This is a genomic window from Vreelandella sp. H-I2, from assembly GCF_052959335.1.
In genome coordinates, this window is record NZ_JBRAMC010000001.1 from 845154 (window position 1) to 868404 (window position 23251).

General features: G+C 56.0%; 21 protein-coding genes. 4 read left to right on the forward strand and 17 right to left on the reverse strand.

All coding sequences use genetic code 11. The features are described 5' to 3' along the window. Positions 1–33 precede the first annotated feature (33 nt). Positions 34–2178 (forward strand): FAD-dependent oxidoreductase, encoded by a 2145-nt coding sequence (locus tag ACUVOF_RS04015; protein ID WP_447043132.1) that lies wholly within the window; start codon positions 34–36, stop codon positions 2176–2178. Then, positions 2175–3305 carry an FAD-dependent oxidoreductase gene (locus ACUVOF_RS04020; protein WP_447043133.1) on the forward strand — a complete coding sequence of 377 codons (1131 nt, stop codon included), beginning with the start codon at positions 2175–2177 and terminating at the stop codon, positions 3303–3305. The genes ACUVOF_RS04015 and ACUVOF_RS04020 overlap by 4 nt, the downstream gene beginning before the upstream one ends. Positions 3306–3314: 9 nt before the next feature. Here the strand turns inward: ACUVOF_RS04020 and ACUVOF_RS04025 are convergent, their stop codons facing one another. Together ACUVOF_RS04025 and gloA are read right to left on the reverse strand one after the other, a co-directional pair. Next, positions 3315–3767: an META domain-containing protein gene (locus ACUVOF_RS04025; RefSeq protein ID WP_447043134.1), complete on the reverse strand. Its 453-nt coding sequence runs from the start codon at positions 3765–3767 to the stop codon at positions 3315–3317. Between the two features lie 23 nt (positions 3768–3790). Continuing rightward, on the reverse strand, positions 3791–4231 hold the full coding sequence (gene gloA / locus ACUVOF_RS04030; protein WP_447043135.1) for a lactoylglutathione lyase: 441 nt from the start codon (positions 4229–4231) through the stop codon (positions 3791–3793). A gap of 127 nt (positions 4232–4358) precedes the next feature. On the opposite strand from gloA, the gene ACUVOF_RS04035 reads away from it, so the two are divergent. Beyond that, entirely contained in the window at positions 4359–5429 is a 1071-nt protein-coding gene (locus tag ACUVOF_RS04035; protein ID WP_447043136.1) for a metal-dependent hydrolase, read from the forward strand. 9 nt (positions 5430–5438) lie between these two features. On the opposite strand, the gene ACUVOF_RS04040 is transcribed toward ACUVOF_RS04035, so the two are convergent. From ACUVOF_RS04040 to rho, 8 genes are all read right to left on the reverse strand, one after another. After that, the gene (locus ACUVOF_RS04040) at positions 5439–6170 is read right to left on the reverse strand and encodes an MliC family protein (protein WP_447043137.1); all 732 of its coding nucleotides are present in this window, start codon (positions 6168–6170) and stop codon (positions 5439–5441) included. Between the two features lie 45 nt (positions 6171–6215). After that, complete coding sequence (locus tag ACUVOF_RS04045) at positions 6216–6728, reverse strand: DUF3087 family protein (RefSeq protein ID WP_447043138.1); 513 nt, start codon at positions 6726–6728, stop codon at positions 6216–6218. A gap of 78 nt (positions 6729–6806) precedes the next feature. Continuing rightward, the gene (locus ACUVOF_RS04050; protein WP_447043139.1) at positions 6807–7907 is read right to left on the reverse strand and encodes a 3-deoxy-7-phosphoheptulonate synthase; all 1101 of its coding nucleotides are present in this window, start codon (positions 7905–7907) and stop codon (positions 6807–6809) included. A gap of 2 nt (positions 7908–7909) precedes the next feature. Then, positions 7910–8071 (reverse strand): hypothetical protein, encoded by a 162-nt coding sequence (locus ACUVOF_RS04055; RefSeq protein ID WP_447043140.1) that lies wholly within the window; start codon positions 8069–8071, stop codon positions 7910–7912. A 384-nt stretch (positions 8072–8455) separates the two neighbouring features. Then, positions 8456–8584, reverse strand: a complete 129-nt coding sequence (locus tag ACUVOF_RS04060) for a hypothetical protein (RefSeq protein ID WP_274541997.1) — start codon at positions 8582–8584, stop codon at positions 8456–8458. An 88-nt stretch (positions 8585–8672) separates the two neighbouring features. Next, positions 8673–9413, reverse strand: a complete 741-nt coding sequence (locus ACUVOF_RS04065) for an FAD-binding oxidoreductase (protein ID WP_447043141.1) — start codon at positions 9411–9413, stop codon at positions 8673–8675. A gap of 43 nt (positions 9414–9456) precedes the next feature. Beyond that, a complete protein-coding gene (ubiD, locus tag ACUVOF_RS04070; protein WP_447043142.1) occupies positions 9457–10953 on the reverse strand; it encodes a 4-hydroxy-3-polyprenylbenzoate decarboxylase in 1497 nt (498 codons plus the stop codon). A gap of 49 nt (positions 10954–11002) precedes the next feature. Continuing rightward, positions 11003–12262 carry a transcription termination factor Rho gene (gene rho, locus ACUVOF_RS04075; RefSeq protein ID WP_007111700.1) on the reverse strand — a complete coding sequence of 420 codons (1260 nt, stop codon included), beginning with the start codon at positions 12260–12262 and terminating at the stop codon, positions 11003–11005. 516 nt (positions 12263–12778) lie between these two features. Between rho and ppx the strand changes: the two genes are divergently transcribed. Further along, entirely contained in the window at positions 12779–14332 is a 1554-nt protein-coding gene (gene ppx, locus ACUVOF_RS04080) for an exopolyphosphatase (protein WP_447043143.1), read from the forward strand. Here ppx and tilS read toward each other — a convergent pair. The 7 genes from tilS to fabZ all read right to left on the reverse strand — a co-directional run bounded on the left by tilS (position 14307) and on the right by fabZ (position 23223). Further along, positions 14307–15605, reverse strand: coding sequence for a tRNA lysidine(34) synthetase TilS (gene tilS, locus ACUVOF_RS04085; protein WP_447043144.1), 1299 nt, complete (start codon positions 15603–15605; stop codon positions 14307–14309). The genes ppx and tilS overlap by 26 nt on opposite strands. Beyond that, positions 15586–16542, reverse strand: coding sequence for an acetyl-CoA carboxylase carboxyl transferase subunit alpha (gene accA, locus ACUVOF_RS04090; protein ID WP_447043145.1), 957 nt, complete (start codon positions 16540–16542; stop codon positions 15586–15588). Before accA ends, tilS begins: the two co-directional genes overlap by 20 nt. Positions 16543–16643: 101 nt before the next feature. Beyond that, a complete protein-coding gene (gene dnaE, locus ACUVOF_RS04095) occupies positions 16644–20156 on the reverse strand; it encodes a DNA polymerase III subunit alpha (protein ID WP_447043146.1) in 3513 nt (1170 codons plus the stop codon). A 47-nt stretch (positions 20157–20203) separates the two neighbouring features. Then, positions 20204–20836, reverse strand: coding sequence for a ribonuclease HII (gene rnhB, locus ACUVOF_RS04100; RefSeq protein WP_447043147.1), 633 nt, complete (start codon positions 20834–20836; stop codon positions 20204–20206). Beyond that, the gene (gene lpxB / locus ACUVOF_RS04105; protein ID WP_447043148.1) at positions 20826–21998 is read right to left on the reverse strand and encodes a lipid-A-disaccharide synthase; all 1173 of its coding nucleotides are present in this window, start codon (positions 21996–21998) and stop codon (positions 20826–20828) included. The genes rnhB and lpxB overlap by 11 nt, the downstream gene beginning before the upstream one ends. Before the next feature lie 17 nt (positions 21999–22015). Then, positions 22016–22783, reverse strand: coding sequence for an acyl-ACP--UDP-N-acetylglucosamine O-acyltransferase (gene lpxA, locus ACUVOF_RS04110; protein ID WP_447043149.1), 768 nt, complete (start codon positions 22781–22783; stop codon positions 22016–22018). Continuing rightward, a complete protein-coding gene (fabZ, locus tag ACUVOF_RS04115) occupies positions 22780–23223 on the reverse strand; it encodes a 3-hydroxyacyl-ACP dehydratase FabZ (RefSeq protein WP_113268511.1) in 444 nt (147 codons plus the stop codon). Before fabZ ends, lpxA begins: the two co-directional genes overlap by 4 nt. Positions 23224–23251: the final 28 nt, after the last annotated feature.

Below are 23251 nucleotides of genomic sequence, written 5' to 3' on the forward strand. Positions count from 1 at the left end.
CACTCTGTTTATCCCCTGCCGCCGGAGCTTACCGTGACCCGACAACGTTTACTGATCGCAACGCTACTGGTCATTGCCATTGGCGTGTTCTTTGTCAGTGGTGCCCATCAGTGGTTCACGCTGGATACCCTCAAGGCTTACCAGAGCGACTTTCAAGCAGCCTTCGAGCAGCACCCATGGCAGGTGGCGGGCATCTTTTTTGCTATTTACGTGTTCATGACTGCCCTGTCGCTGCCTGGGGCAACGCTGCTGACACTGCTGGGCGGCGCTCTATTCGGCCTTGGCTGGGGGCTGCTGATTATCTCTTTTGCCAGCACGCTAGGCGCCACGCTTGCTTTTTTACTCTCCCGCTTTCTGTTCCGCAACCCCATTGAAAAACGTTTTCCGCGCCCGTTTGAGGCGGTTAATCGCGGCGTAGAACGCGACGGCGCTCTTTACCTCTTCACCCTGCGTTTAGTGCCGGTGTTTCCGTTCTTTATGATCAATCTGGTGATGGGCCTCACCCGGATTAGAACGTTCACCTTTTACTGGGTCAGTCAGGTTGCCATGCTCCCCGGTACCGCTATCTATGTGAATGCTGGCGGTCAGTTGGGGGAGTTGGAAAGCCTAAGAGGTATCCTTTCACCAACGCTCATCGCATCGTTTTTATTGCTGGCCATCTTCCCCTGGATTGCCCGTCGCATTGTGCTACTGGTCAAGAGGCGCAAGGCTTATCGGGGATTTACACGCCCATCGCACTTTGACTACGACATTGTCGTGATCGGCGGCGGCTCAGCGGGGCTAGTCACCAGCTATATCGCCAGCGCGGTGAACGCCAAGGTAGCACTAGTGGAGAAACACATGATGGGCGGCGACTGCCTGAATACCGGCTGTGTACCCTCCAAAGCGTTGATACGCGCTGCCCGCGCCGCCCATGAGATTCGTAATGCGCCTCGGTTCGGGGTAACGGCGAGTGAACCCAAGGTCGATTTTGCCCAAGTAATGGGCCACGTTCAGCAAGCCATCAGCGACATCGAACCCCACGACAGCGTTGAGCGCTATCGAAGCCTGGGTGTTGAGGTGTACCAGGAGCACGCCTCGCTTACCTCTCCCTGGGAGATCCGGGTCGGCGATAAAACCCTGACTACTCGTCATGTGGTGCTGGCCACCGGTGCCCGGCCACGGATACCGCCCCTACCGGGTATTGAAGGTGCGCCCGTTTTAACCTCAGAGACTCTTTGGTCACTCACTGATCTGCCTAAACGTCTGGTGGTACTGGGCGGTGGGGCCATAGGCTGCGAGCTAAGCCAGAGCTTTGCCCGCTTGGGCAGTCAAGTCACGCTGATTGAGGGGGTTTCTCAACTACTGGGACGCGAGGATAGGGAAGTCGGTGAGCTGGTCGAAAATACTTTGATTGAAGAAGGTGTCACGGTAATGACCGACGCCGAGGCGCTGGAAGTGCTTAACGACGAGGCAGGCTATCATCTGGTGGTGAAGCATCACGGCGAACGTAAGCTGCTTCCTTTTGACTACCTGCTGGTGAGCGCAGGCCGCCAAGCCAATCTAAAAGGCTTGGGCCTAGACGCGTTGGGAATTACAACTACCCAGGCGGGCACATTGGAACTTAACGAACGCCTACAAACCCGCTTCCCCAATATCTGGGCCTGCGGTGATGTGGCCGGGCCGTATCAGCTCACCCACGCCGCGGCCCATCAGGCCTGGCATGCAGCGGTCAATGCGCTGTTTGGTGAACTGAAGAGCTTTGCGGTGGACTACCGCTTTATGCCTGCCGTCACTTACGTGCAGCCTGAAGTCGCGCGGGTCGGGCTGAACGAAAAAGAAGCTAAGGCAAAAAACGTAGCGTATGAGGTCACCCGCTACAGCATGAGCGAAAGCGACCGCGCCATTGCCGAAGGCGCTACCCAGGGCTTTATCAAAGTGCTCACCGTGCCCGGCAAGGACAAAATTCTTGGCGCAACGATCATGGCGGAAAATGCCGGCGAGTGGCTGGGCGAATTCACCATCGCCATGAAACACGGCCTGGGGCTCAACAAGCTACTGGGCACCATTCACCCTTACCCAACGCTTGGCGAGGCAGCCAAGGCCGCTGCAGGCGTATGGAAAAACGCTCACAAGCCTGAAACGGTGCTGGCGATATTGAAGCGTTACTTCAATTGGCGCCGAGGTAGGGATAAGTGAAATTACTGCTTATAGGCGCAGGGCATACTCATGCCTTTGTACTGGAAGCCTTTGCCAAGCAGCCTGATCCAAGCGTCGAGATCACTGTTGTTAGCGATAGCCCTTTCGCGGCTTATTCGGGCAGCGTGCCAGCATGGCTAGCGGGTGAATGTACGCTACGAGAAACACAGATTGATGTGAAGGCACTCTGCCAGCGAGCCAAGGCTCGATTGATTCTTTCCCCCGCTAGCGCTATCAACTTACAGGCGCGTTATGTGGAGTTGTCAGATGGTGAACGCATTAATTTTGACGTAGCCTCGTTCAATATCGGCTCAACGCTAACACTACCCCAGCAGCATGGAAAGCAACTCCCCAAGTTACTCGCCATGCGTCCGTTAAGTTCGCTCCATCAGCGTTGGCAGGCGCTGCAAGAGGATGTTAGCTGTCTACCCAGTGGTGGCATCCAACGCATTGTAAGCGTTGGCGGGGGAGCTGCAGGTTGTGAAACGTTGATGAGTGTATTGGCGCAGTTGCGCCATCTACGTCCAGATATTACCTGGCAAGGCGTGCTGATCAGCGCATCCAAAACACTACTGCCCGGCGCCGGTAGGCTGCCCCGCTGGTTAACGGCGCGGGCACTGAAGCGTGCGGGTATTAGCGTACACTCAGGCGTACGGGGCAACGCCTTGGTAGCGGGCGGAATAAGCACCACAGAAGAAGGGCGAATAAAGGCCGATATCGTGCTCTGGGCGACCGGCGCCGTAGGCCAGCCGTGGCTAAAAAGCACTGCTCTGCCACTGAATGAGAAGGGCTTTATCCGCGTTAACGCATCGCTTGAGGTCGTTGGCCAGCCAGGAATCTTTGCCGCCGGCGACTGCGCGGCCTTTACCCCATCGCTACCCAGCGCAGGCGTTTATGCGGTACGCATGGGGCCCCTTCTGGCGGATAATCTGCGTGCCGCTTGCCACCGCAAAGCGCTAACCGCATGGAAGCCACCCCGCCGCGTGCTGGCCCTGATTGGAACCGGTGATGGCCACGCTATCGCCAGCCGGGGGGTAATCGGTTTTGCAGGCAAGTGGGTGTGGCAATGGAAGAAGCGGATTGATGCGCGCTTTATCGCCCGCTTCAACCCGCCTTTTAAAGACTAAATGGCTGGATTAATTGCCTTCGCGCCAGCCACCCAAAACCCGACTATCCGGGCCAAAAAAGACCAACCGATCGTGATCGATCAAATAACGATAGGCGTTTTCCATCATATCCGTAACGCGCTTGGCATCGCCCATTTGCGGACACGCCATACGCGTAGTAGCCAACTCGCTAAACTCGATGCGCTGATTTTCGCCTAGCGTTACTCCACCGGTAAAACGGTTGCAGCCATCATGGCCGCTGACGCTACCATCACGAGATATCTGGAAAAATGGTGTTTCCGGCATAGAGAGCCGTTCATCAGTGCCCACCAAAAGCAGGTTCCAGCGCTGCTCAACAATAGCGCCCGAAAGCGAGGAGCCACTTGGCCCTTGTGGGGATGTGCTTGGCCCTGAAGTGCTGCTACAAGCACTTAACAGTAGCGCAGCCGAAGCAAGCAGTGGCAGTAAACGCCAACCTTTCATGGTGATATTTCCTTCTATCATAGTTACCAGCTACCGCTGTTTTCCATGGAGGCCCAGGGCTCTTGCGGCGCCAGGGCGTCGCCCTTCTGCAACAGCTCTACGGAAATGCCATCGGGTGATTTTACAAACGCCATATGGCCATCGCGGGGCGGACGATTAATCGTAACGCCATTCTCCTGAAAGTGCTGGCAAAGTGCGTAGATATCATCCACACGGTAAGCCAGATGGCCGAAATTACGTCCGCCCGAGTACTCTTCAGGATCCCAGTTATAGGTCAGTTCAAGCTCGGGGGCCGTCAGCCGCTCTGAACGCGTCTCGTCCGCTGGCGCAGCTAGGAATACCAGCGTAAAACGGCCTTTCTCATTGTCTTTGCGGCGGATTTCTTTAAGCCCCAGCAGGTCGCAATAAAAACGCAGCGAAGCGTCTAGGTCACTGACACGCACCATGGTATGTAGATATTGCATATTGACTCCTGAGAAAACGTTCTTAGCCATATTTTACAAAAACGTGACAGCGCCCACAAAGCATCGCGACACTGTACAATTAAGTCATACCGTTTATCTTAGCTGGGTTTACCCGTCGGAGAAACCTATGGATTCAGTGACACAAGCCGCGCTTGGCGCAGCTATTGGCGGTGCTGTTCTAGGCCGGCGACTAGGACGTAAGGCCATCCTGATTGGCGCAGTGCTGGGCACTCTACCGGACCTTGATGTGGCATTAGATTACGGCGATGCCGTGGCCAATGTCACCGAGCATCGCGGGTTTAGCCATTCGCTGTTTGTGCTAACAGGATTAGCGACCCTGCTGGCGCTTCTGTGCGTCCGTTTTGCTCCAACAAAAAATATTAGCCTGCCGCACTGGTGGTACTTCTTTACGCTTATTCTGGTCACCCATCCTCTGCTTGATGCGCTGACCACGTACGGTACCCAACTGTTTTGGCCACTCAACGTAGTACCTGCGGCGTGGCCGATTATTTTTATTATCGACCCCCTTTACACCCTTCCCTTGCTGTTCGCGGTGGGAGTTGGCCTCGTATCTCTGCGAGTTAGAAAAGCCTGCACTTGGGGATTGGCGATCACCTGTGTTTACTTAGCCATGGCAGCTGGGGCAAAGTTAATGGTTGAGCAGCGGCTTGCCCCTGTCCTGGCGGAGCAGGGGTTGGAAGATGCTCCCCTGCTGATACAGCCAACACCTTTTAATACAGTGCTATGGCGCGCCACGGTTGTGGATGGTGATCATTATTATGAAAGCTTGATTAGTGTGTTTGACGGCGACAGTCAACCGCGTCTCGAGTCGCTGGTTCGTAACGCGGCATTAGAAGAACCCATCCTGGCCAGTCTGCAAGGACAGCGCTTAGCGTGGTTTGCGGGTCCTTTCCTGCGCTATGAAGTGCGTTGGCTAAACGGTAAAGAGACGCTGATGGCCACCGATATCCGACTCGGCTTCCCAGGGTTTCATCCGTTTAGCTTCACACTAGCAACACGAGAGGATGAGCGCTGGGTACCGCTAGCTGTGAGCGAGCAGGTGCAAAGCTCACGCAGCATTCATATGACAACGCTATCGCGGCTTGCCGCTCGTGCCGCTGGCAATACCTCAGCCCTGTGTGCCAGCGAGTTTGTAGAGCAACACTGGCGGGCTGAGCATATTGGCTATCGTTGCTGAGCTAACGTACTAGGGAGCGATACCTTGGCCACAGCCACTGTACTGTTCGCCATTATAGGTTAGCGTGACCCGCGCAGGAAAAGGCTTGCCGCTCATGCTGTCAAAGCAGGCACCAGCTTCGATACGTACACGAAAAAATGGCGTCACGTCGGCATTTTCAAGCACTACTCGCCCTGCTTCATTATCCATCACACTCACCATATAGGGTTGTTGCACACCCTCTTCCCCATAGTTGAGTTCCATCGTTAGTGTTGGCGTCTCATTTGCCAAGGTAACTGACCAGCCCGGCTCATTGCCGCGGCCAAAGAACATCACGCCGGGTCGCTCAGTACGGGTTAACGCATCACGATGCTCGGCCAATGTGCATTGCAACTGGCCTCGCGGCGTCTCGACGAGCGCCTTCTCACCCCGGTTCCAAAAGCTAATTTCGCCGTCTTGATAGCGAGCGCCGCTGGCCACTACCGCTTGGGGCAACCGCCATGCGCCGTGCAACGACCAAAGACGTAGATCATTGGCGTTGGTAGCGGTCACCAAATGCTGCCGAGCAGGCTCACAATGCCAAGCGTCAAAGCGTTGCGCAGAACCGGGGAAAAGCGACGATGGAAAAAAGGGGGCTCGGTTATCCTGCGTGGCTTGATTGGCAGCAGACGTTTCTGCGGAAGGCGTCGCCGCACACCCTCCGATGACGACCATCATCCCCGCTGTGACGACGGCTCCACCCCATGCTTTTAATACCTTCATACACCACGCTCCCTTTATGTCTATTTCTTTTGCTGTCTGTATGGCTTATCCGCGCTTGAATGCCTGCAGATCATTCGTATCGATACTCTGTACCTGCGGGGACAACCCCAGCTCTTCACGTTTGATTTTAATCTGCATCTTTTCAGCTAGCCGCTCAGAGTCGTCGTCTGTGGTACGGCCATTAAGCTCTGCCAACTGCGCCATGCCCTGATGATAGAAAGTAAGCAGATCTAGCGCTGTACGGTTATTTTCTTCCACCGCTTTGCGTAGTTGAGAAAGATAGCCGCTGACTTGCGACAAGTGATGTTTGAGCTGCCAGACATAGCGCACCTCGGTCATCCACGGGCGCTCACGTAGCACGGCAAACAGCGCACTGGTGGCCAGCAGGCCAAGAAGCACCCCTAACGCATTTAGCCAGAAGCTGCTGCCAAAAGTGGACGTTAAAAGCATTGAAAACAGAAGGCCAAAAATCATCAGTTGCCCCGCCATGGCAAAACTGATCATGCGGGCTTTGCGGCGGTAGGTCTCGGGGTCGTGATGTTCTAAGGTAAATACCATGGCCAGCCTCACTGTTTCTGCAAACGCTCTATGATACGGGGCTGGCCAGGGCAAACAAGTAATAGTGTAAGTGAGGGCTTAACTTAAACGCTCCGCGGCCGTTTTTAACAGATGTTCGGTGGTTTCCCAGCCGACACACGCATCGGTGACCGAAACACCGTAGCGTAGTGCACCGGGTTTCAGGGGCTGCTTACCTTCAAAGAGATGACTTTCCAGCATCAGTGCCACCAAGTTGGCTTCCCCCGCCTGACGCTGAGCTAATACATCCAGCATTACTTCACTCTGGCGGCGATGGTCTTTACGCGCATTGGCATGACTGCAATCTACCATCAGCCGAGGATTTTGCCCGGCATGACGCAGCGCGGCGGTAGCCGCCCGAACATGTTGCGCCTGGTAATTGGGCTCACCATGACCTCCCCGCAGCACCACATGGGTGTGAGGATTACCCACGGTTTGCTGAACCACCGGACAGCCTTGAAAATCTACCGTGAAACGTTGGTGTGGGTGAGCGGCGGCGCTCATGGCATCAATAGCAACCTGAACATCGCCGCTAGTCGCATTTTTAAACCCCACCGCAGCAGCGAGATCACTGGCAAGCTCACGGTGCAACTGCGACTCGGTCGTGCGGGCACCGATCGCTACCCAACTCAGTAAGTCATCTAAATAGGGTGCCAGCATCGGTTGCAAAAGCTCGGTGGCTACCGGCAGGCCGCGCGCAGCCACGTCGAGCATCAGCTCACGAGAGAGGGTCAAACCGCGGGGCATATCACCGCGACCATCCAATCCAGGGTCATAGGCCAACCCTTTCCAGCCCACGGTGGTCCGCGGCTTTTCAATGTAAACACGCATGACGGGTAAAATCTGTTCACTCACCTCATCACTCAGCGCGGCCAAGCGGTCAGCGTACTCAAGCGCTGCGTCGGGGTCGTGCACAGAGCAGGGACCTACAACGACCAATAGCCGGTCATCATGGCCGCTTAAAATTTGCTGCACGGCGTGGCGCTGGCGGGCAATTTGCTCACTTAACGGGGCATTTAGCGAAATACGCTGACGCAGCTCAGCTGGCGTAGGCAGCCTTTTGGTTGTGGTTTCAAAAGGGCCTGTAGACGAAAGTTGCGAAGTAACGTGGGTAGCGTTGATTAGGGGGTTACTTACAACGGAACTGATGAACGCATTCATGATTAATTCTCCGTAATCGTATGACTTCGTGTGTCTACGTGACCACCCAGGCACACACGATCGGAGGTGGCAGCTAGCACCGATCGCGCATCGCTAAATCGCCAGCCATAGCCATAACCCACAAAGCCGATAGCGAAAGCGTTAGTCAGTGCGCGATAAATCATGATGTAGCTCCTTGATGAAATAACAATGATAAATAAGCCCTAAAACGCCAAAAGCCCCGGCGGGGTTACCGACCGGGGCTTTTGTGCTTGCGGCAGGCAACCGAGTAGTGTGCCTGCTGGCGCGACATTAGGCGTCGGCCAAGGGCACACCGTGGCTAAACCAATACCAATAAGAGACTGCGCGGCCCCGATCTATACATACATCCACACATACGCCATCAGCCATATCTGGCTGTGGTTTCATTGTGCATGGCGTGATAAGTCGCTGCATGTCTCTATTCCGTTAGTTCCGCTGATAAAGGCTAGCCCGAAAGTCTCGTCCGCTAAGGCTGCTGCTGTGGCGCTTTAATTTATCCTGCCTGCAAGCGTTGCAAATGGCAACACTTAACCGACAAATGCTTGTATCCAGCCAATCGTGGCAGGCAACGCTGCCATGCCAACCAGCACAACCACGCCTAGAAAAATGGATAGAAAGCCAGATTCGTCTTTATAGTCTTCGTCGTGATGGGCCATATTAGCCTCCTTTTATAACGGTGCTATTTATAACGCTGCTGCGCCAAAGCGCTATGCCAAAGCAGTATTAAAGTTCAGGGGCAATATATTAGTTAGCTCGCGGTGCGTAAGCAAACACATCCGAAAACACCCGTTCCAATTTCGCACCTTTATCTTCAAGTACGTCCAGGCAGGCGTACACCATGCCGGGTGAACCCGAAATATAAACGTCGTGGGTATCCGGGGTAATCTCAGCAGCTTTTAAGACGTGGTCAATGCGCCCCTGATGATGGCTAATCCGTTCGCCCACTGCCAACGGTTCTTCTAATGGTAGCTCTGTCACTGCATTGAACGAGACGTTAGCGTGGGTTTGCGCCCAGTGGCTGGCCAACTGTTCCAAATAAAGATCACGATGCTCTCGCGCTGCCCACCATAGCGAAATTTCCCGCTCTGGCTGCTCGTGGAGCACCGCTTCAGTGATCGCTTTCATCTGTGAAAAGCCTGTGCCTGCAGCTATTAGCATTAACGGCCGATCGCTTTGACGGTCAAGCATGCATTCACCACCCGGCAAACGTAGCGTAAGCTGGCTTGCTACCTGGAGCAGTTCACGCAGCCGCGCAGAGTTGTCACGCTCTGGCCAGTGCTGGATATGCAGTTCAATAAGACCATCACCACGATCGAAGCTAGCAATTGAAAACGGCACCCATGTTGTATCGTCTAACTTAAGTTCTAAATATTGCCCCGGCTCATGCTGCATGGCTTCTGCACGCCCTGCCAGCGTTACACCAAACACATCGGCGTTTAAGTTCTCAACCTCGGTGACTTGGCAAGTCAACGTCCTTGCACTCATGAAAGCCTCTTTTTGCAAATTCGATCAGCGATGCGCCCCATGATCAACTACCGTGGCGAGAGGGCGGCAATTCAAGGCCTATACCCAATGCTTCCCAGCGTTCATCTACTCGCGCTTTAACGGCCTCATCCATAACAATGGGAGTACCCCATTCGCGGTCGGTTTCTCCCGGCCACTTATTGGTAGCGTCTAACCCCATTTTCGAGCCTAAGCCTGAGACCGGCGAAGCGAAATCGAGATAATCAATCGGCGTATTTTCGACCATCACGGTGTCCCGTGCAGGGTCCATCCGTGTGGTGATCGCCCAGATGACATCTTCCCAGTTGCGTGCATCCACGTCGTCATCCAACACAATCACAAACTTGGTATACATAAACTGACGCAGGAAACTCCAGACCCCCATCATCACGCGCTTGGCATGACCAGGGTACTGTTTCTTCATAGTGACCACCGCCATCCGGTAAGAACAGCCTTCCGGTGGCAAGTAAAAGTCAACGATTTCGGGAAACTGCTTGCGCAGGATGGGCACAAACACTTCATTCAGCGCCACGCCCAGAATCGCCGGCTCATCAGGTGGGCGCCCCGTGTACGTGGAATGGTAAATTGCATCGCGGCGCATGGTCATTCGGGTAACAGTAAATACCGGAAAGTGGTCAACCTCATTGTAGTAACCGGTGTGATCACCAAAGGGGCCTTCCGCGGCGATATCATCGGGGTAGATAAAGCCTTCGAGGATAATTTCGCTCGACGCGGGCACATCAAGGTCTGCGTGGCCGCATTTTACTAGTTCAGTGCGCGAGCCGCGCAGTAGCCCGGCAAAGGCATACTCCGAGAGCGTATCCGGTACGGGAGTAACCGCACCCAAGATCGTCGCTGGGTCAGCGCCGAGTGCCACCGCAACGGGAAAGGGCTCGCCAGGATGGGCTTTCTGAAATTCCAGGAAATCCAATGCCCCACCACGATGAGAAAGCCAGCGCATGATCAGGCGGTTCTTAGCAATTTTTTGCTGACGGTAGATGCCTAGGTTCTGGCGTGCCTTGAGCGGTCCTTTGGTAATTACCAATGGCCAGGTGACCAGCGGCCCCGCATCGCCAGGCCAGCAATGCTGAATCGGCAGCAGGCCGAGATCAACCTCGTCACCTTCATACACCACTTCTTGCACCGGTGCATGCTTGACGTTTTTCGGGCTCATGCTGAGCACTTGCTTGAAGATCGGCAGCTTGCCCCAGGCATCTTTCAAGCCTTTGGGTGGGTCAGGCTCTTTGAGAAAAGCCAGCAACTTACCCACTTCTCTGAGCGCATCTACCGAGTCCTGCCCCATGCCCAGCGCCACCCGCTTGGGGGTGCCAAACAGGTTACCGAGCAGCGGCATGTCGTGGCCTTTGACGTTTTCAAACAATAACGCCGGACCACCGGCACGTAGCGTGCGGTCACAAATTTCAGTGATTTCCAGATAAGGGTCGACTTCGATATGGATACGCTTGAGTTCACCCTGCGCTTCAAGCGCCGCGATGAACTCGCGTAAGTCTTTGTACTTCAAGGCACGCTCCCTGACTGGCGATGCGCCGCTCTACCCGTTTTGATCAACGTTAGCGGCGCTTCATCGCTTCAAAGAATTCAAGATTGGTCTTGGTATCTTTTAGACGGTCAATCAGAAATTCAGTAGCGGCGGTGTCTTCCATGGGGTTGAGCAGCTTACGCAGAATCCACATGCGCTGCATTTCATCCTCAGAGGCCAGCAGGTCTTCACGACGGGTGCCGCTGCGGCGAATATTGATCGCCGGGAAAACGCGACGCTCAGCCAGCTTGCGGTCCAGGTGAGCTTCCATGTTGCCGGTACCCTTGAACTCTTCGAAGATGACTTCGTCCATCTTGGAGCCGGTATCGACCAGCGCCGTGGCGATAATCGTCAGGCTGCCGCCCTCTTCGATGTTACGCGCCGCACCAAAGAAGCGTTTCGGCTTCTCCAGGGCGTGGGCATCGACACCACCAGTGAGTACTTTGCCGGAGCTAGGTACCACGGTGTTGTAGGCACGCGCTAAGCGAGTAATGGAGTCGAGCAGGATGACCACGTCTTTCTTGTGCTCAACCAAGCGCTTGGCTTTCTCGATGACCATTTCGGCTACTTGTACGTGACGCGCCGGCGGCTCATCGAAGGTCGATGCCACCACTTCGCCACGCACAGTACGTGACATTTCGGTCACTTCCTCAGGGCGCTCATCAATCAGCAGAACGATCAGATGACACTCTGGGTTGTTGCGCGTGATGGAGGTCGCGATATTTTGCAACATCAGCGTTTTACCCGCCTTGGGCGGCGATACCAACAAACCACGTTGGCCTTTACCGATCGGCGCGGTTAGATCGATGATCCGCGCAGTCAGGTCTTCTGTGGAGCCGTTGCCGATCTCCATGCGCATACGGTCGTCTGGGAACAGCGGCGTCAAGTTCTCAAACAAGATCTTGTGCTTGGCATTTTCCGGGCGGTCAAAGTTGATTTGACTGACCTTCAGCAGGGCGAAATAGCGCTCACCCTCCTTCGGCGGACGGATTTTGCCTGAAATGGAATCGCCTTTACGCAGATTAAAACGGCGGATCTGCGAGGGCGAAATGTAAATATCGTCCGGGCCGGCGAGATAGGAGCTGTCAGCGCTGCGCAGGAAGCCAAAGCCATCCTGAAGAATTTCCAGCACACCGTCGCCGTAGATATCCTCGCCACTTTTGGCGTGTTTTTTGAGGATGGCGAAAATGATGTCCTGCTTGCGCGAACGGGCCAAGTTATCAATACCCATTTCACGGGCGATATCGAGGAGCTCGGGAACGGTTTTTTGCTTGAGTTCAGTGAGATTCATCGGTGTGTTAGAAAGTTGCTCATGGAAGCTGGGCGCCAGGCGCCGGGAGTAAGACAGGAGGCGTGAAAGTGACGCCGTGTGATGCGTTCAGACCCCACTAAAGGCACGCGCTCGAAAATGAAAGGAACTTGGTTGAACTTAACGGATAACACCTTGCTTGTCATCATTAAGGCTCAACTCGAGGGTGCTAACACTTGCTTAATCTGGTTCACACAGAAGAGTGCCTGAACCAGTGGGCTATCTGACGACTTGGAATTCTGGCTGACGCTAACGGGATAAACAGTAAGTAACGTCTGGGGCGACCAAGGTGCCGTACTTGAACGACGTATGCAAGATGATTTATCTAACTAATGGCTCACCTAAACAACGACGTGCTTTCGAACACACTAACTAACCAGGTCAGATCAGGCCAGTTGTTCGATGGTAGTCAAGCGCCGCGACAAACGCAAGCCTTTGGCAATTGACAATAGATAAAGGTCGCCGCAACCTTGGCACAGCCAACACGAAGGAAAGCTTATGCACAAGGATATTTCACCTCCCATTCCCGGCTCTGCCGCTGAGACAGATAACAGTGCACCGCAGCGCCTAGCCGCTATTGACCTGGGTTCCAACAGCTTTCACCTACTGGTGGCCAACTATCAACATGAACGCCTCCAAGTGGTGGCCCGCTTAGGTGAAAAAGTGCAGCTCGCTGCTGGCTTAGACGATGACGGCCTGCTCAGCGAAGAGTCGATACAGCGCGCGTTGGACTGCCTGGGCCGCTTCGCGCCGTTTTTAAACGATATTACTGATGCCAATTTGCGCATTGTCGGTACTAACGCGCTGCGCGATGCCGATAATAGCCAAGCGTTTATCGAGCGCGCCGAGGCACAATTAGGTCACGCCATCGAAATCATTGCCGGCCGCGAAGAAGCGCGGCTGATTTATTTAGGTGCCGCCCACGCGCTGGCCGAAACTGGCCGCCGCTTGATCGTCGATATTGGCGGGGGCTCGACCGAATTTATCATCGGCGAAGCCTTTGAACCCAAGGCGTTGGAAAGCCTACGCATGGGCTGCGTGACTTTCTCTCGACGCTTCTTCCCCGACGGCGAATTAAACGAAAAACGCATGCGCCGCGCCGAGCTAGCCGCCCTTTCGGAGCTGGCCAACATTCAGCGCCCTTACCAGCGTTTAGGCTGGGATGACCCGGTTGGCTCAAGCGGCACGATCAAGGCCGCCGCCAGCGTGCTGCATGCTTATGGCGATACGCACAATGAGGGGGTTATCACACGTGGCGGCTTGAAGAAACTGCGCGAGCGCCTGCTAAAGTGCAAACAATTGGATAAAGTCGAGCTGGATGGCCTCAAAGCCGATCGCGCCAAAGTCTTCCCTGCGGGCGTTGCCATTCTCGGAGCGATTTTTGAAGCGTTTGATTTAACCCAAATGCGCTTCGCCGACGGCGCTCTGCGTGAAGGCGTACTTTACGACATGGCCGGGCGCAACAGCGCGGAGGATTCGCGCTCGAAAAGCTTGGAATCACTGAAGCGCACCTACGACGTTGATACCCGCCAAGGGCTCAATGTCGCCGATACCGCCGAGCGTTTGTTTAATCAGGTACGCCATGCCTGGTCGCTAAACCTTGATCAAGGCCGCTATTTACAGTGGGCCAGCCACGTGCACGAAATCGGTTTGGCGATCTCCCACAGTCAGTTCCACCGTCACGGCGCCTATCTGCTGGAGCACTCGGATCTAGCGGGTTTTTCACGCCCTGAACAGCGCCAGCTGGCGTTTTTAGTGCGCGCACACCGGCGTAAATTTCCACTCAAGGAGTGGCAGGCCCTGCCGGAAGCGCAACAAGAGACTACCCAGAAGCTCGCCCGGCTGCTGCGTTTAGCCGTTTTGCTCAACCATTCCCGCCCGGAAAGCGCGCCCTCGCTACCGGAAATAAGCGCTGACAGCGATAGCTTGACGATCACGCTGCCTGCCAGCGATGAACCCACCCTACTGAGTACCGACCTGGAGCAGGAGCAGGCGTTTATGGAAGCCGCCGGTTTTAAGCTAATCGTTAAGCAGGCAAAGTCAGACGGGTAAAGCGAACGCCCTCTGCCTGCCATAGCAGCTGAGCAGGGGGGCAAATCACCCCGATACACGCCTCACCCTGCATGATAACCACCAGCCGTTCTCGCTCCCAGGGCGGCATATCCGCCTCTTGTAGCAACCGCTTGAGATCGCGCCTTCCTCGCTTGGGCAGTTGAATAACCTCGCCGCCCTGACGCCAGGTCACCCTTACTAATGGGGAGTGCGGCTGAGGTAATACCACTTGCCAACCTAGCGGCCCGATGGGCGTCTCCAGCGGCGTTTGTCCATCCCAGCTAGACTCCCAAGCCGGTAGCGGCTCATACGGCACCATCAAATAGAGCCGCTGACGCCATAGGCGCGCCTGGGCGCCCGGCCACTCAACGCACACCTCGGCATCCGCCTTGGCATTCAATTGATTCAGCAGGCTCTCTAAACGCTTCTGGGGCGGTGTTGGCAGGCCTAGCTGTTGGCAAAACGTGCGCACCAGCAGCCGCTGACGGGGGTGGGAACACTCGCCTAACGCGACAGCATCGATGTAATGACCATCGACCAGTAAACGTTGCAGCTCTTCATGAGCGTATTCGCGCAGCAACACATCTGCTTCGCCAGCATGGGCAGCGCTGTTCGCTAGCACGCGATCTGCCTCAGGCCAGCGCTCGCGCATCGCAGGCAGCACCCGGTGACGCAGGCGATTGCGGTCAAGGCTTATATCGCTATTGGTTGGATCTTCACACCAGGTCACGGCGAGTGAATGCGCGGTTTCCTCTAGCGCTGGCCGGCGCACCGTTAGCCAGGGGCGCATCAGGGTAATACCCTGAGCGTCGCGTCGATAGGGCATGCTCGCTAGCCCACGCACCCCGCTGCCGCGCAGGGCGGCAAGCAGGAAGGTTTCCGCCTGGTCGTCTTGGTGCTGGGCCAGCCAGAGCGTATCCCCCGTGGGAATGGTCGCAAAAAAAGCCTCATAGCGGGCATTTCGCGCGGCGCCTTCGATGCCTTCGCCTTGCGTATCTACCGCCACATTGACCACTGATAGCGGCACGTTCAAACGCACACACATATCTCGGCAGTGCGCTTCAAACGCCTGCGCTGCCGCCTGTAGGCCGTGGTTAATGTGGATGGCCCGCAAAGGGCTACCTGCTTGTTCGCAGGCCTGTGCGGCTAACGCGAGCAGCAGACAGGAGTCCAAACCACCCGAGAGTGCCACCCAAATAGAGCGCCCCGGCGGGATTTCCGCCAGGGCGTCATTGAGCAAGTTTTGAAGCGTATTAAGCGGCTGGGGCGCCATAGCTCATCAGACGTTGATAGCGACGTTCCAACAGTGCGTCGGTGTCCATCGCCTGCAGACGCTCCAAGCTGGCGGTCAAAGCCTCTTTGACCCGTTCAGCGGTGGTTAGCGGGTGGCGGTGGGAGCCACCGAGCGGCTCTTTGATCAGCGAATCGACAAAGCCCAGCTCTTTCAGTCGCTCGGCGGTAATGCCCATGGCCTGAGCGGCATCGGAGGCTTTTTCAGCGCTTTTCCATAAAATCGATGCGCAGCCCTCCGGTGAAATCACCGAGTAGGTGGAGTACTGCAGCATTTGCAGCTCGTCGCATACCCCAATCGCCAATGCACCGCCGGAGCCACCTTCGCCCACCACGGTGGAGATAATCGGCGTTTTCAGCCGCGACATGACGGCGAGGTTATAGGCGATGGCCTCTGACTGACCGCGCTCTTCCGCGTCGATACCGGGGTAAGCGCCCGGCGTGTCAATAAACGTCACGATGGGCATTTTAAAGCGCTCAGCCATTTCCATCAGGCGGCACGCTTTGCGATAGCCTTCTGGGCGCGGCATACCAAAGTTGCGGCGCACTTTCTCTTTTACATCGCGGCCTTTTTGATGGCCAATCACCATCACCGGCGCATCGTTTAACCGCGCAATGCCACCCACCAGCGCGGCATCATCGGCGAAGTTGCGATCACCGTGCAACTCGTCAAAGTCGGTAAAAATGTGTTCGAGGTAGTCCAGCGTGTAGGGCCGCTGGGGGTGCCGTGATAGCTGAGAAACCTGCCAGGGAGTCAAATCCTTGAAGATCGATTCCGTCAGCTTGCGGCTCTTCTCTTCCAGCCGAGCAATCTCGTCGGAAAGGTTGACTTGGCTATCGGAGCTGACTAACCGCAGCTCCTCAATTTTTGCCTGAAGTTCGGCAATCGGCTGTTCAAAATCGAGATAATTAGGATTCATCGGCTCTGCCTGTAAGCTGCCTGTCAAAAACAAGCCTGATCAAAATAAGTATTATCGCACCCTGACCCTGCCACGCAAGGTGAGTGCCCTTCTGTCACACTTTATCGATAGCGTAACTGTACGCCTGTCTGGCCCTGGACATCCCGCAGCGCCAGCAGTAAGTCATCGCTCGGTGCGACTTTCCACTCATCGGCGAGTTCCAGCCAAGCCACTGCGGCCGGGTGGCGGTACTGCAGGCGCACCGGCAAGCCCTCTTGATCGCGATAAGGCGTTAGGCTGTCGCGCAGTGTTTCAATTAAGCGACCATTGATCTGCCCCGCGTCCAGCGCTAGTTCCACCGCCTGGCCGTAGCGAATACGCGCCGTCACCATCGGCGTGACGTCTTTACCACGTAGGCGCAGGCCACCAGAGAATTCATCGCTGGAGACCTCGCCCTCAACGATGAGTACCTGGTCAGCCTCAATCTGACCGCGCAGCTGTTCGAATAGCTCCCCAAACAGCGAAGCTTCAATACGTCCGGTGCGATCATCCAGAGTGATAAACGCCATAGTATCACCACGCTTGGACTTCATGGTGCGTACGCCGACCACTAGTCCAGCAACGCGCTGGGGGTCACGAGAAGGTTTTAAATCGCTGATCCGCGTGGAGACAAAGCGCTTTAACTCCCGCTCGTACTCATCAATCGGATGCCCCGTCAGGTAAAGCCCCAGGGTATCTTTCTCCCCTGAGAGCCGTTCGCGATCAGTCCACTCACGGGCGTTGATGTATTCGGCGTAAACGTTGCTGTCACCGTCACTTTCATCCGCCGCGGCGAACGCATCACCAAACATGTCGAGCATGCCCAGATTCTGATTGGCGTGGTTTTGGGCAGCGGCTTTTAGCGCGTCCTCCATCGCTGCGAACAGTACCGCACGATTGGGGCCTAAAGTATCCAGCGCACCGGAGCGAATCAGCGCCTCCAGGGTGCGTTTATTCATCCGTTTGGGATCAATGCGGCGGCAGAAATCAAAGATATCTTTGAAAGGGCCATCTGCCTCGCGGGCTTCGACAATGGCGCCAATGGGGCCTTCGCCCACGCCGCGAATGGCGCCTAGCCCGTAGACCACACGTGCATCGGTATCGACGGTGAACTTGTAGCCACCGACGTTGACGTTCGGCGGGGTCACGGTGAGCCGGAGGTTGCGGCACTCCTCGATCAGCGGTACCACTTTATCCAGGTTGTCCATTTCCGTGGACATGACCGCGGCCATAAAGGGCCCCGGATAGTGGGCTTTCAGCCACGCGGTTTGGTAAGACACCAGCGCGTAGGCAGCCGAGTGAGACTTGTTAAAGCCGTAACCGGCGAATTTCTCTACCAGGTCAAAGATGTTACCGGCCAGGTCTTTATCGATACCGTTGGCGGCGCACCCTTCCATAAAGCCGTCGCGCTGCTTGGCCATCTCTTCAGGCTTTTTCTTACCCATGGCCCGTCGCAGCATATCGGCCTGGCCGAGGCTGTAGCCTGCCATTACCTGAGCGATCTGCATGACCTGCTCTTGGTAGAGAATGATGCCGTAGGTGGGTGCCAAGACAGGTTTCAATAGCTCGTGCTGGTAATCGGGGTGTGGATAAGAGACTTCAGCCCGGCCGTGCTTACGGTTGATAAAGTCATCGACCATGCCCGACTGCAGTGGGCCGGGGCGGAACAAAGCTACCAGGGCGATCATGTCGTCCAAGGAGTCGGGCAACAGGCGCTTGATCAGTTCCTTCATGCCGCGGGATTCAAGCTGGAACACCGCCGTGGTTTCGGCGCGCTTGAGCATCTCGAAGGTCGGCGCATCGTCCAGCGGGATGCTATCAATGTTGAGCGGATCCTGGCCGTTAACGCTGCGCACCTTGTCGACCATCTCTAGTGCCCAGTCGATAATCGTCAGCGTCCTCAAGCCCAGAAAGTCGAACTTGACCAGCCCGGCCTCTTCAATATCGTTTTTATCGAACTGGACCACCAAGCCAGAGCCATCTTCATCGCAGAGCAGCGGTGAGAAATCAGTCAGTTTGGTGGGGGCGATGACCACGCCACCGGCGTGTTTACCTGTACCCCGGGTGGTGCCCTCAAGCTTGAGTGCCATCTCCCAGATCTCTTCGGCCTCTTCGTCGTTGCCGATAAACTCTTTGAGCGCGGGTTCCTGCTCAATCGCCTTGGCCAGGGTCATGCCCACTTCAAAGGGAATCAGCTTGGAGAGCTTGTCGCCCAGCGAATAGGGGCGCCCTTGAGCGCGGGCGACATCACGCACAACAGCCTTGGCCGCCATGGTGCCAAAAGTGACAATCTGGGAGACCGCATTACGCCCGTAGCGCTCGGCGACGTACTCGATCACTTTATCGCGTTTCTCCATGCAGAAGTCGACGTCAAAGTCGGGCATGGAAACACGTTCGGGGTTAAGAAAGCGTTCGAACAGCAGGTCGTAGCCAATCGGATCCAGATCGGTGATCTTTTGCGCGTAGGCCACCAGCGAACCAGCACCGGAACCACGCCCCGGGCCTACCGGCACGCTGTTATCCTTGGCCCACTGGATGAAGTCCATCACGATCAGGAAGTAGCCAGGGAACCCCATCTGGATAATAACGTTGAGCTCGAACTCCAACCGGTCGCGGTAGCGCTGGTCGATCGCCTGGTACTCTTCGCTGTCACGAGGATAGCGTTCAGCGGGAAACAGAAAGTCGAGGCGATCCGTCAAGCCATCGTGGGAGACCTTGCGAAAGAACTCATCCTGGGTCATCCCTTCGGGAATGCCGAACTCGGGCAGGAAAATCTCGCCCAGGCGCACGTCCACGCTGCAGCGCTCGGCGATCATCACGCTGTTTTCCAGCGCTTCGGGAATATCGGCAAACAGCGCCGCCATCTCGTCGGGGCTTTTTAAGTACTGCTCTTCGGTGTAGCGACGTTCACGGCGCGGGTCGTCCAGCGCCTTGCCCTCACCGATGGCGACGCGGGTCTCATGAGCCCAGTAATCGTCGCGCTCAAGAAAGCGCACGTCATTGGTCGCCACCACTGGGGTACCTGTCTCAATGGCCAGCTTGACGCTGGCGTGAACGCAGGCTTCTTCCAGCGGGCGCCCAGTGCGAACCAACTCTAGATAAAAGCGCTCGGGAAATGCCGCCTGCCACTCTTCGAGCAGCACTCGGGCATCCTGTGCGTGATCAGATAGCAAGTGGCGGCCAATCTCACCCTCCCGGGCGCCGGAAAGCGCAATCAGTCCTTCGCTCTGTTCCAGCACCCACTGCTTATCGAGAATGGCCCGCCCCTGGCGCTGGCCATGGGTCCAGCCTTTCGAGATCAACTCAGTAAGATTGCGATAACCAACGTCGTTCATGGCCAGCAGTGTCAGCCGGTAAGGGTGGGACTCGTCATGGGGATTCTGCAGCCATAAGTCGCTGCCAATAATGGGTTTTAAGCCCGCCCCTTGGGCGGCTTTGTAGAACTTCACCAGGCCGAACAGGTTGGTTTCATCGGTCAAGGCCAACGCTGGCATCGCCCGTTCAGCCGTGGTGCTGACCAGCGACTTTAGCTTAACCAGGCCATCGACCAGGGAGTATTCACTGTGCAAACGTAAATGAACGAACGGAAGTGTCATGGGACTCTCAACAAAACGCTAGGCAAACTAGGTGAAGAAAAAATACGTCAAAGCAGCGTCAGTTGACGCTGCACAGGCGCGAAGCTACGACGATGTTCGGCCAGTGGCCCGTGAGCTGCAAGCGCCGTCAAATGCTCTTTGGTCGGGTAGCCTTTATGACGCGCAAAACCATACTCAGGATAGCACTCATCCAAGACGACCATCTGCGCGTCGCGAGCGACCTTGGCCAAAATCGATGCCGCGGCAATGGCACAGTGGCGTGAATCGCCCTTCACCACTGCCTGGCCAGGCAGCAGATGGCCAGGTAACTTGTTGCCATCCACGAGTAGATATTCCGCCGCCGGTGCCAGCGCATCGATGGCTCGACGCATAGCTAAGTGGGTGGCGTGGTAAATATTCAACGCATCCACTTCGGCAGCGCTGGCTTCTGCCACGGCAAAGGCTAACGCCCGCTCGCGAATTTGTGTATCAAGCGCTTCACGCCTGCGCGCCGTCAACTTTTTAGAGTCGGTAAGACCGTCAATCGGCTGAGCGGGGTCGAGAATCACCGCCGCGGCCACCACGCTGCCGATCAGCGGCCCTCGACCTACTTCATCCACTCCTGCCAGCCGCTCGCCGCTATAGGCAATTTCGAGCAGCGGGAAATCCTTGTGCTCGATCAACCAATGCTCAATGGCCATCAACAGTCTCCAGGGGCTGACCTGCGGCCAAAAGGCTAATCGCCTCGGCGGCGCGTCGGCTGGCGTTGCGCTGGAGGGTGGCGTGCATCTCGGCAAAACGCGCTTCCAGGGCATGGCGGCTATCTTCGTCCGCCAGCATGGCGCTGAGCTGATCGGCAATCGCCTCCGGCGAGGCAGCGTCCTGTATCAGTTCAGGCACCAGCGTCTCCTGGGCAATCAAATTGGGCAACGACACCCATTGGGTTTTGACCATCCGCTTGGCCAGCCAGTGGGTCATCGGCGCCATTTTATAAGCCACTAGCATGGTGCGGTGGCACAGCATGGCTTCAAGCGCAGCCGTGCCAGAGGCCAGCAGTACCATATCACTCGCCACCATGGCTTCGCGGGCCTGACCGTCCAGTAGTTCAGTACGCTCCGCCAGCATGGGGTAGTTAGTCAGCAGTGCGCTGATTTCCCGGCGGCGATCAGCGGTGGCCGCAGGAATCACTACCTGCAGCGCAGAGTGGCGCTGACAGAGCAGCTCAGCGGCCGCAAGAAAGGTGTCGCCCAGAAAACGAATTTCATTAGCCCGGGAGCCCGGCAGCAGCGCCAACACCTGACTGTCCGGCGACAGTTCCAGCGCTTGGCGGGTGGCAACACGGTCATTCTCCAGCGGCATTTCGTCGGCCAGGGGATGGCCCACAAAGGCGACGGGCACCCGATGTTCGCGATAGAAGGCGGCTTCAAAAGGGAGCAGTGTGAGCATGCCATCCACCGATTTAGCGATGCCTTTTACCCGCCCCTGGCGCCAGGCCCAGACGGAAGGACTCACGTAGTGGGCGGTGGTAATGCCCGCTTCGCGGAGCTGACGTTCCAAGCCTAAATTGAAGTCAGGCGCATCAATGCCGAGCATAATATCCGGCTGCCAAGCCAACACTTCGGCTTTCAGGATACGCCGCACACGGATCAGTTCAGGAAGGTGCTTAAGCACTTCCACCAGCCCCATTACCGCCAGCGTTTCGAGGGGAAAGCGGCTTTTCATGCCTTCGGCCTGCATACGCGGCCCGCCGATACCACGAAACTCGATGCTTGGATGGCGTGCTTTGAGTTCACGCATCAGTCCAGCGCCAAGAATATCGCCGGAGAGCTCTCCAGCCACGAGGTAGACGCGTTGCAAAGTCATAAGAGCGCTAGCATGGGTTAGCGGGTAATGCCGCGGGTCGAACGCTCAATGGAAGCTGCAAAATGTTCGACTTCGGGTAAATGAAAGCGACTACGCATCTCAGCCAGCGCCTGCTCGGTCGTTAGCCCTTGACGATAAACCATCTTATAGGCAGCGGTTAAGGCACTAATCGCCTCGCGGCTAAAACCACGCCGCTTTAAGCCCACTAGATTGAGACCTCGCGCCTCGGCAGGGTTGCCATTAATCATAATGTAAGCGGGAGTATCTTTGGTGATAATCGAGCCACCACCCGCCATGGCGTGATCACCAAAATGGCAGAACTGATGCACTGCCGCCAAGCCCCCGAGAATGACATAATCACCAATGGTCACATGGCCTGCCAGGGTGACTTGGTTGGCCAGAATACAGTCGCTACCAATCACGCAGTCGTGACCAACGTGGACATAGGCCATAAACAGATTGCGCGAACCAACCGTGGTTTCGCCGCGATCCTGGATAGTGCCACGATGAATCGTAGCGCCTTCACGAATGACGTTATCGTCGCCCATGACTAACCGCGTCGGCTCGCCTGCGTATTTTTTGTCCTGGCAGTCTTCGCCAACGGATGCAAACTGAAAAATACGCGTCCGTTCACCTAATGTGGTGGGGCCTTTCACCACCACATGCGGGCCAATCACCGAACCAGCGCCAATACTGACATCTGGGCCGATGATGCTAAAAGGGCCTACCTCAACATCGTCAGCAAGACACGCCGTCGGGTCGACCAGTGCAGTAGGATGTATCAAGCCACCTTCCTCTCGGCACAAATAATTTCCGCTTCGCAGGCCAACTCACCATCAACCTTGGCGCGGCAGGCAAATTTCCAGATTCCCCGTTTCCCTTTAATAACGTCAGCTTCTAGCGTGAGCTTGTCACCCGGCATCACCGGTCGCTTAAAACGGACGTTATCACTGCCGACCAGATAATAGACGTAGCCATCAGCAGGTAGTTTATTGACCGTTTTAAAACCAAGAATGCCACATACTTGGGCGAGTGCTTCGAGCACTAACACACCTGGCATAATCGGATGATGGGGAAAATGGCCATTGAAGAACGGTTCATTAATGCTGACATTCTTGTACGCAACGATGGATTCGCCAGTGGTCAATTGCGTTACTCGATCCACCAATAAAAAGGGGTAACGGTGGGGCAAGTATTCGCGAATCTCATTAATATCCATAACCATCGTAGCGACCTCTAAAATGACAAAAAAC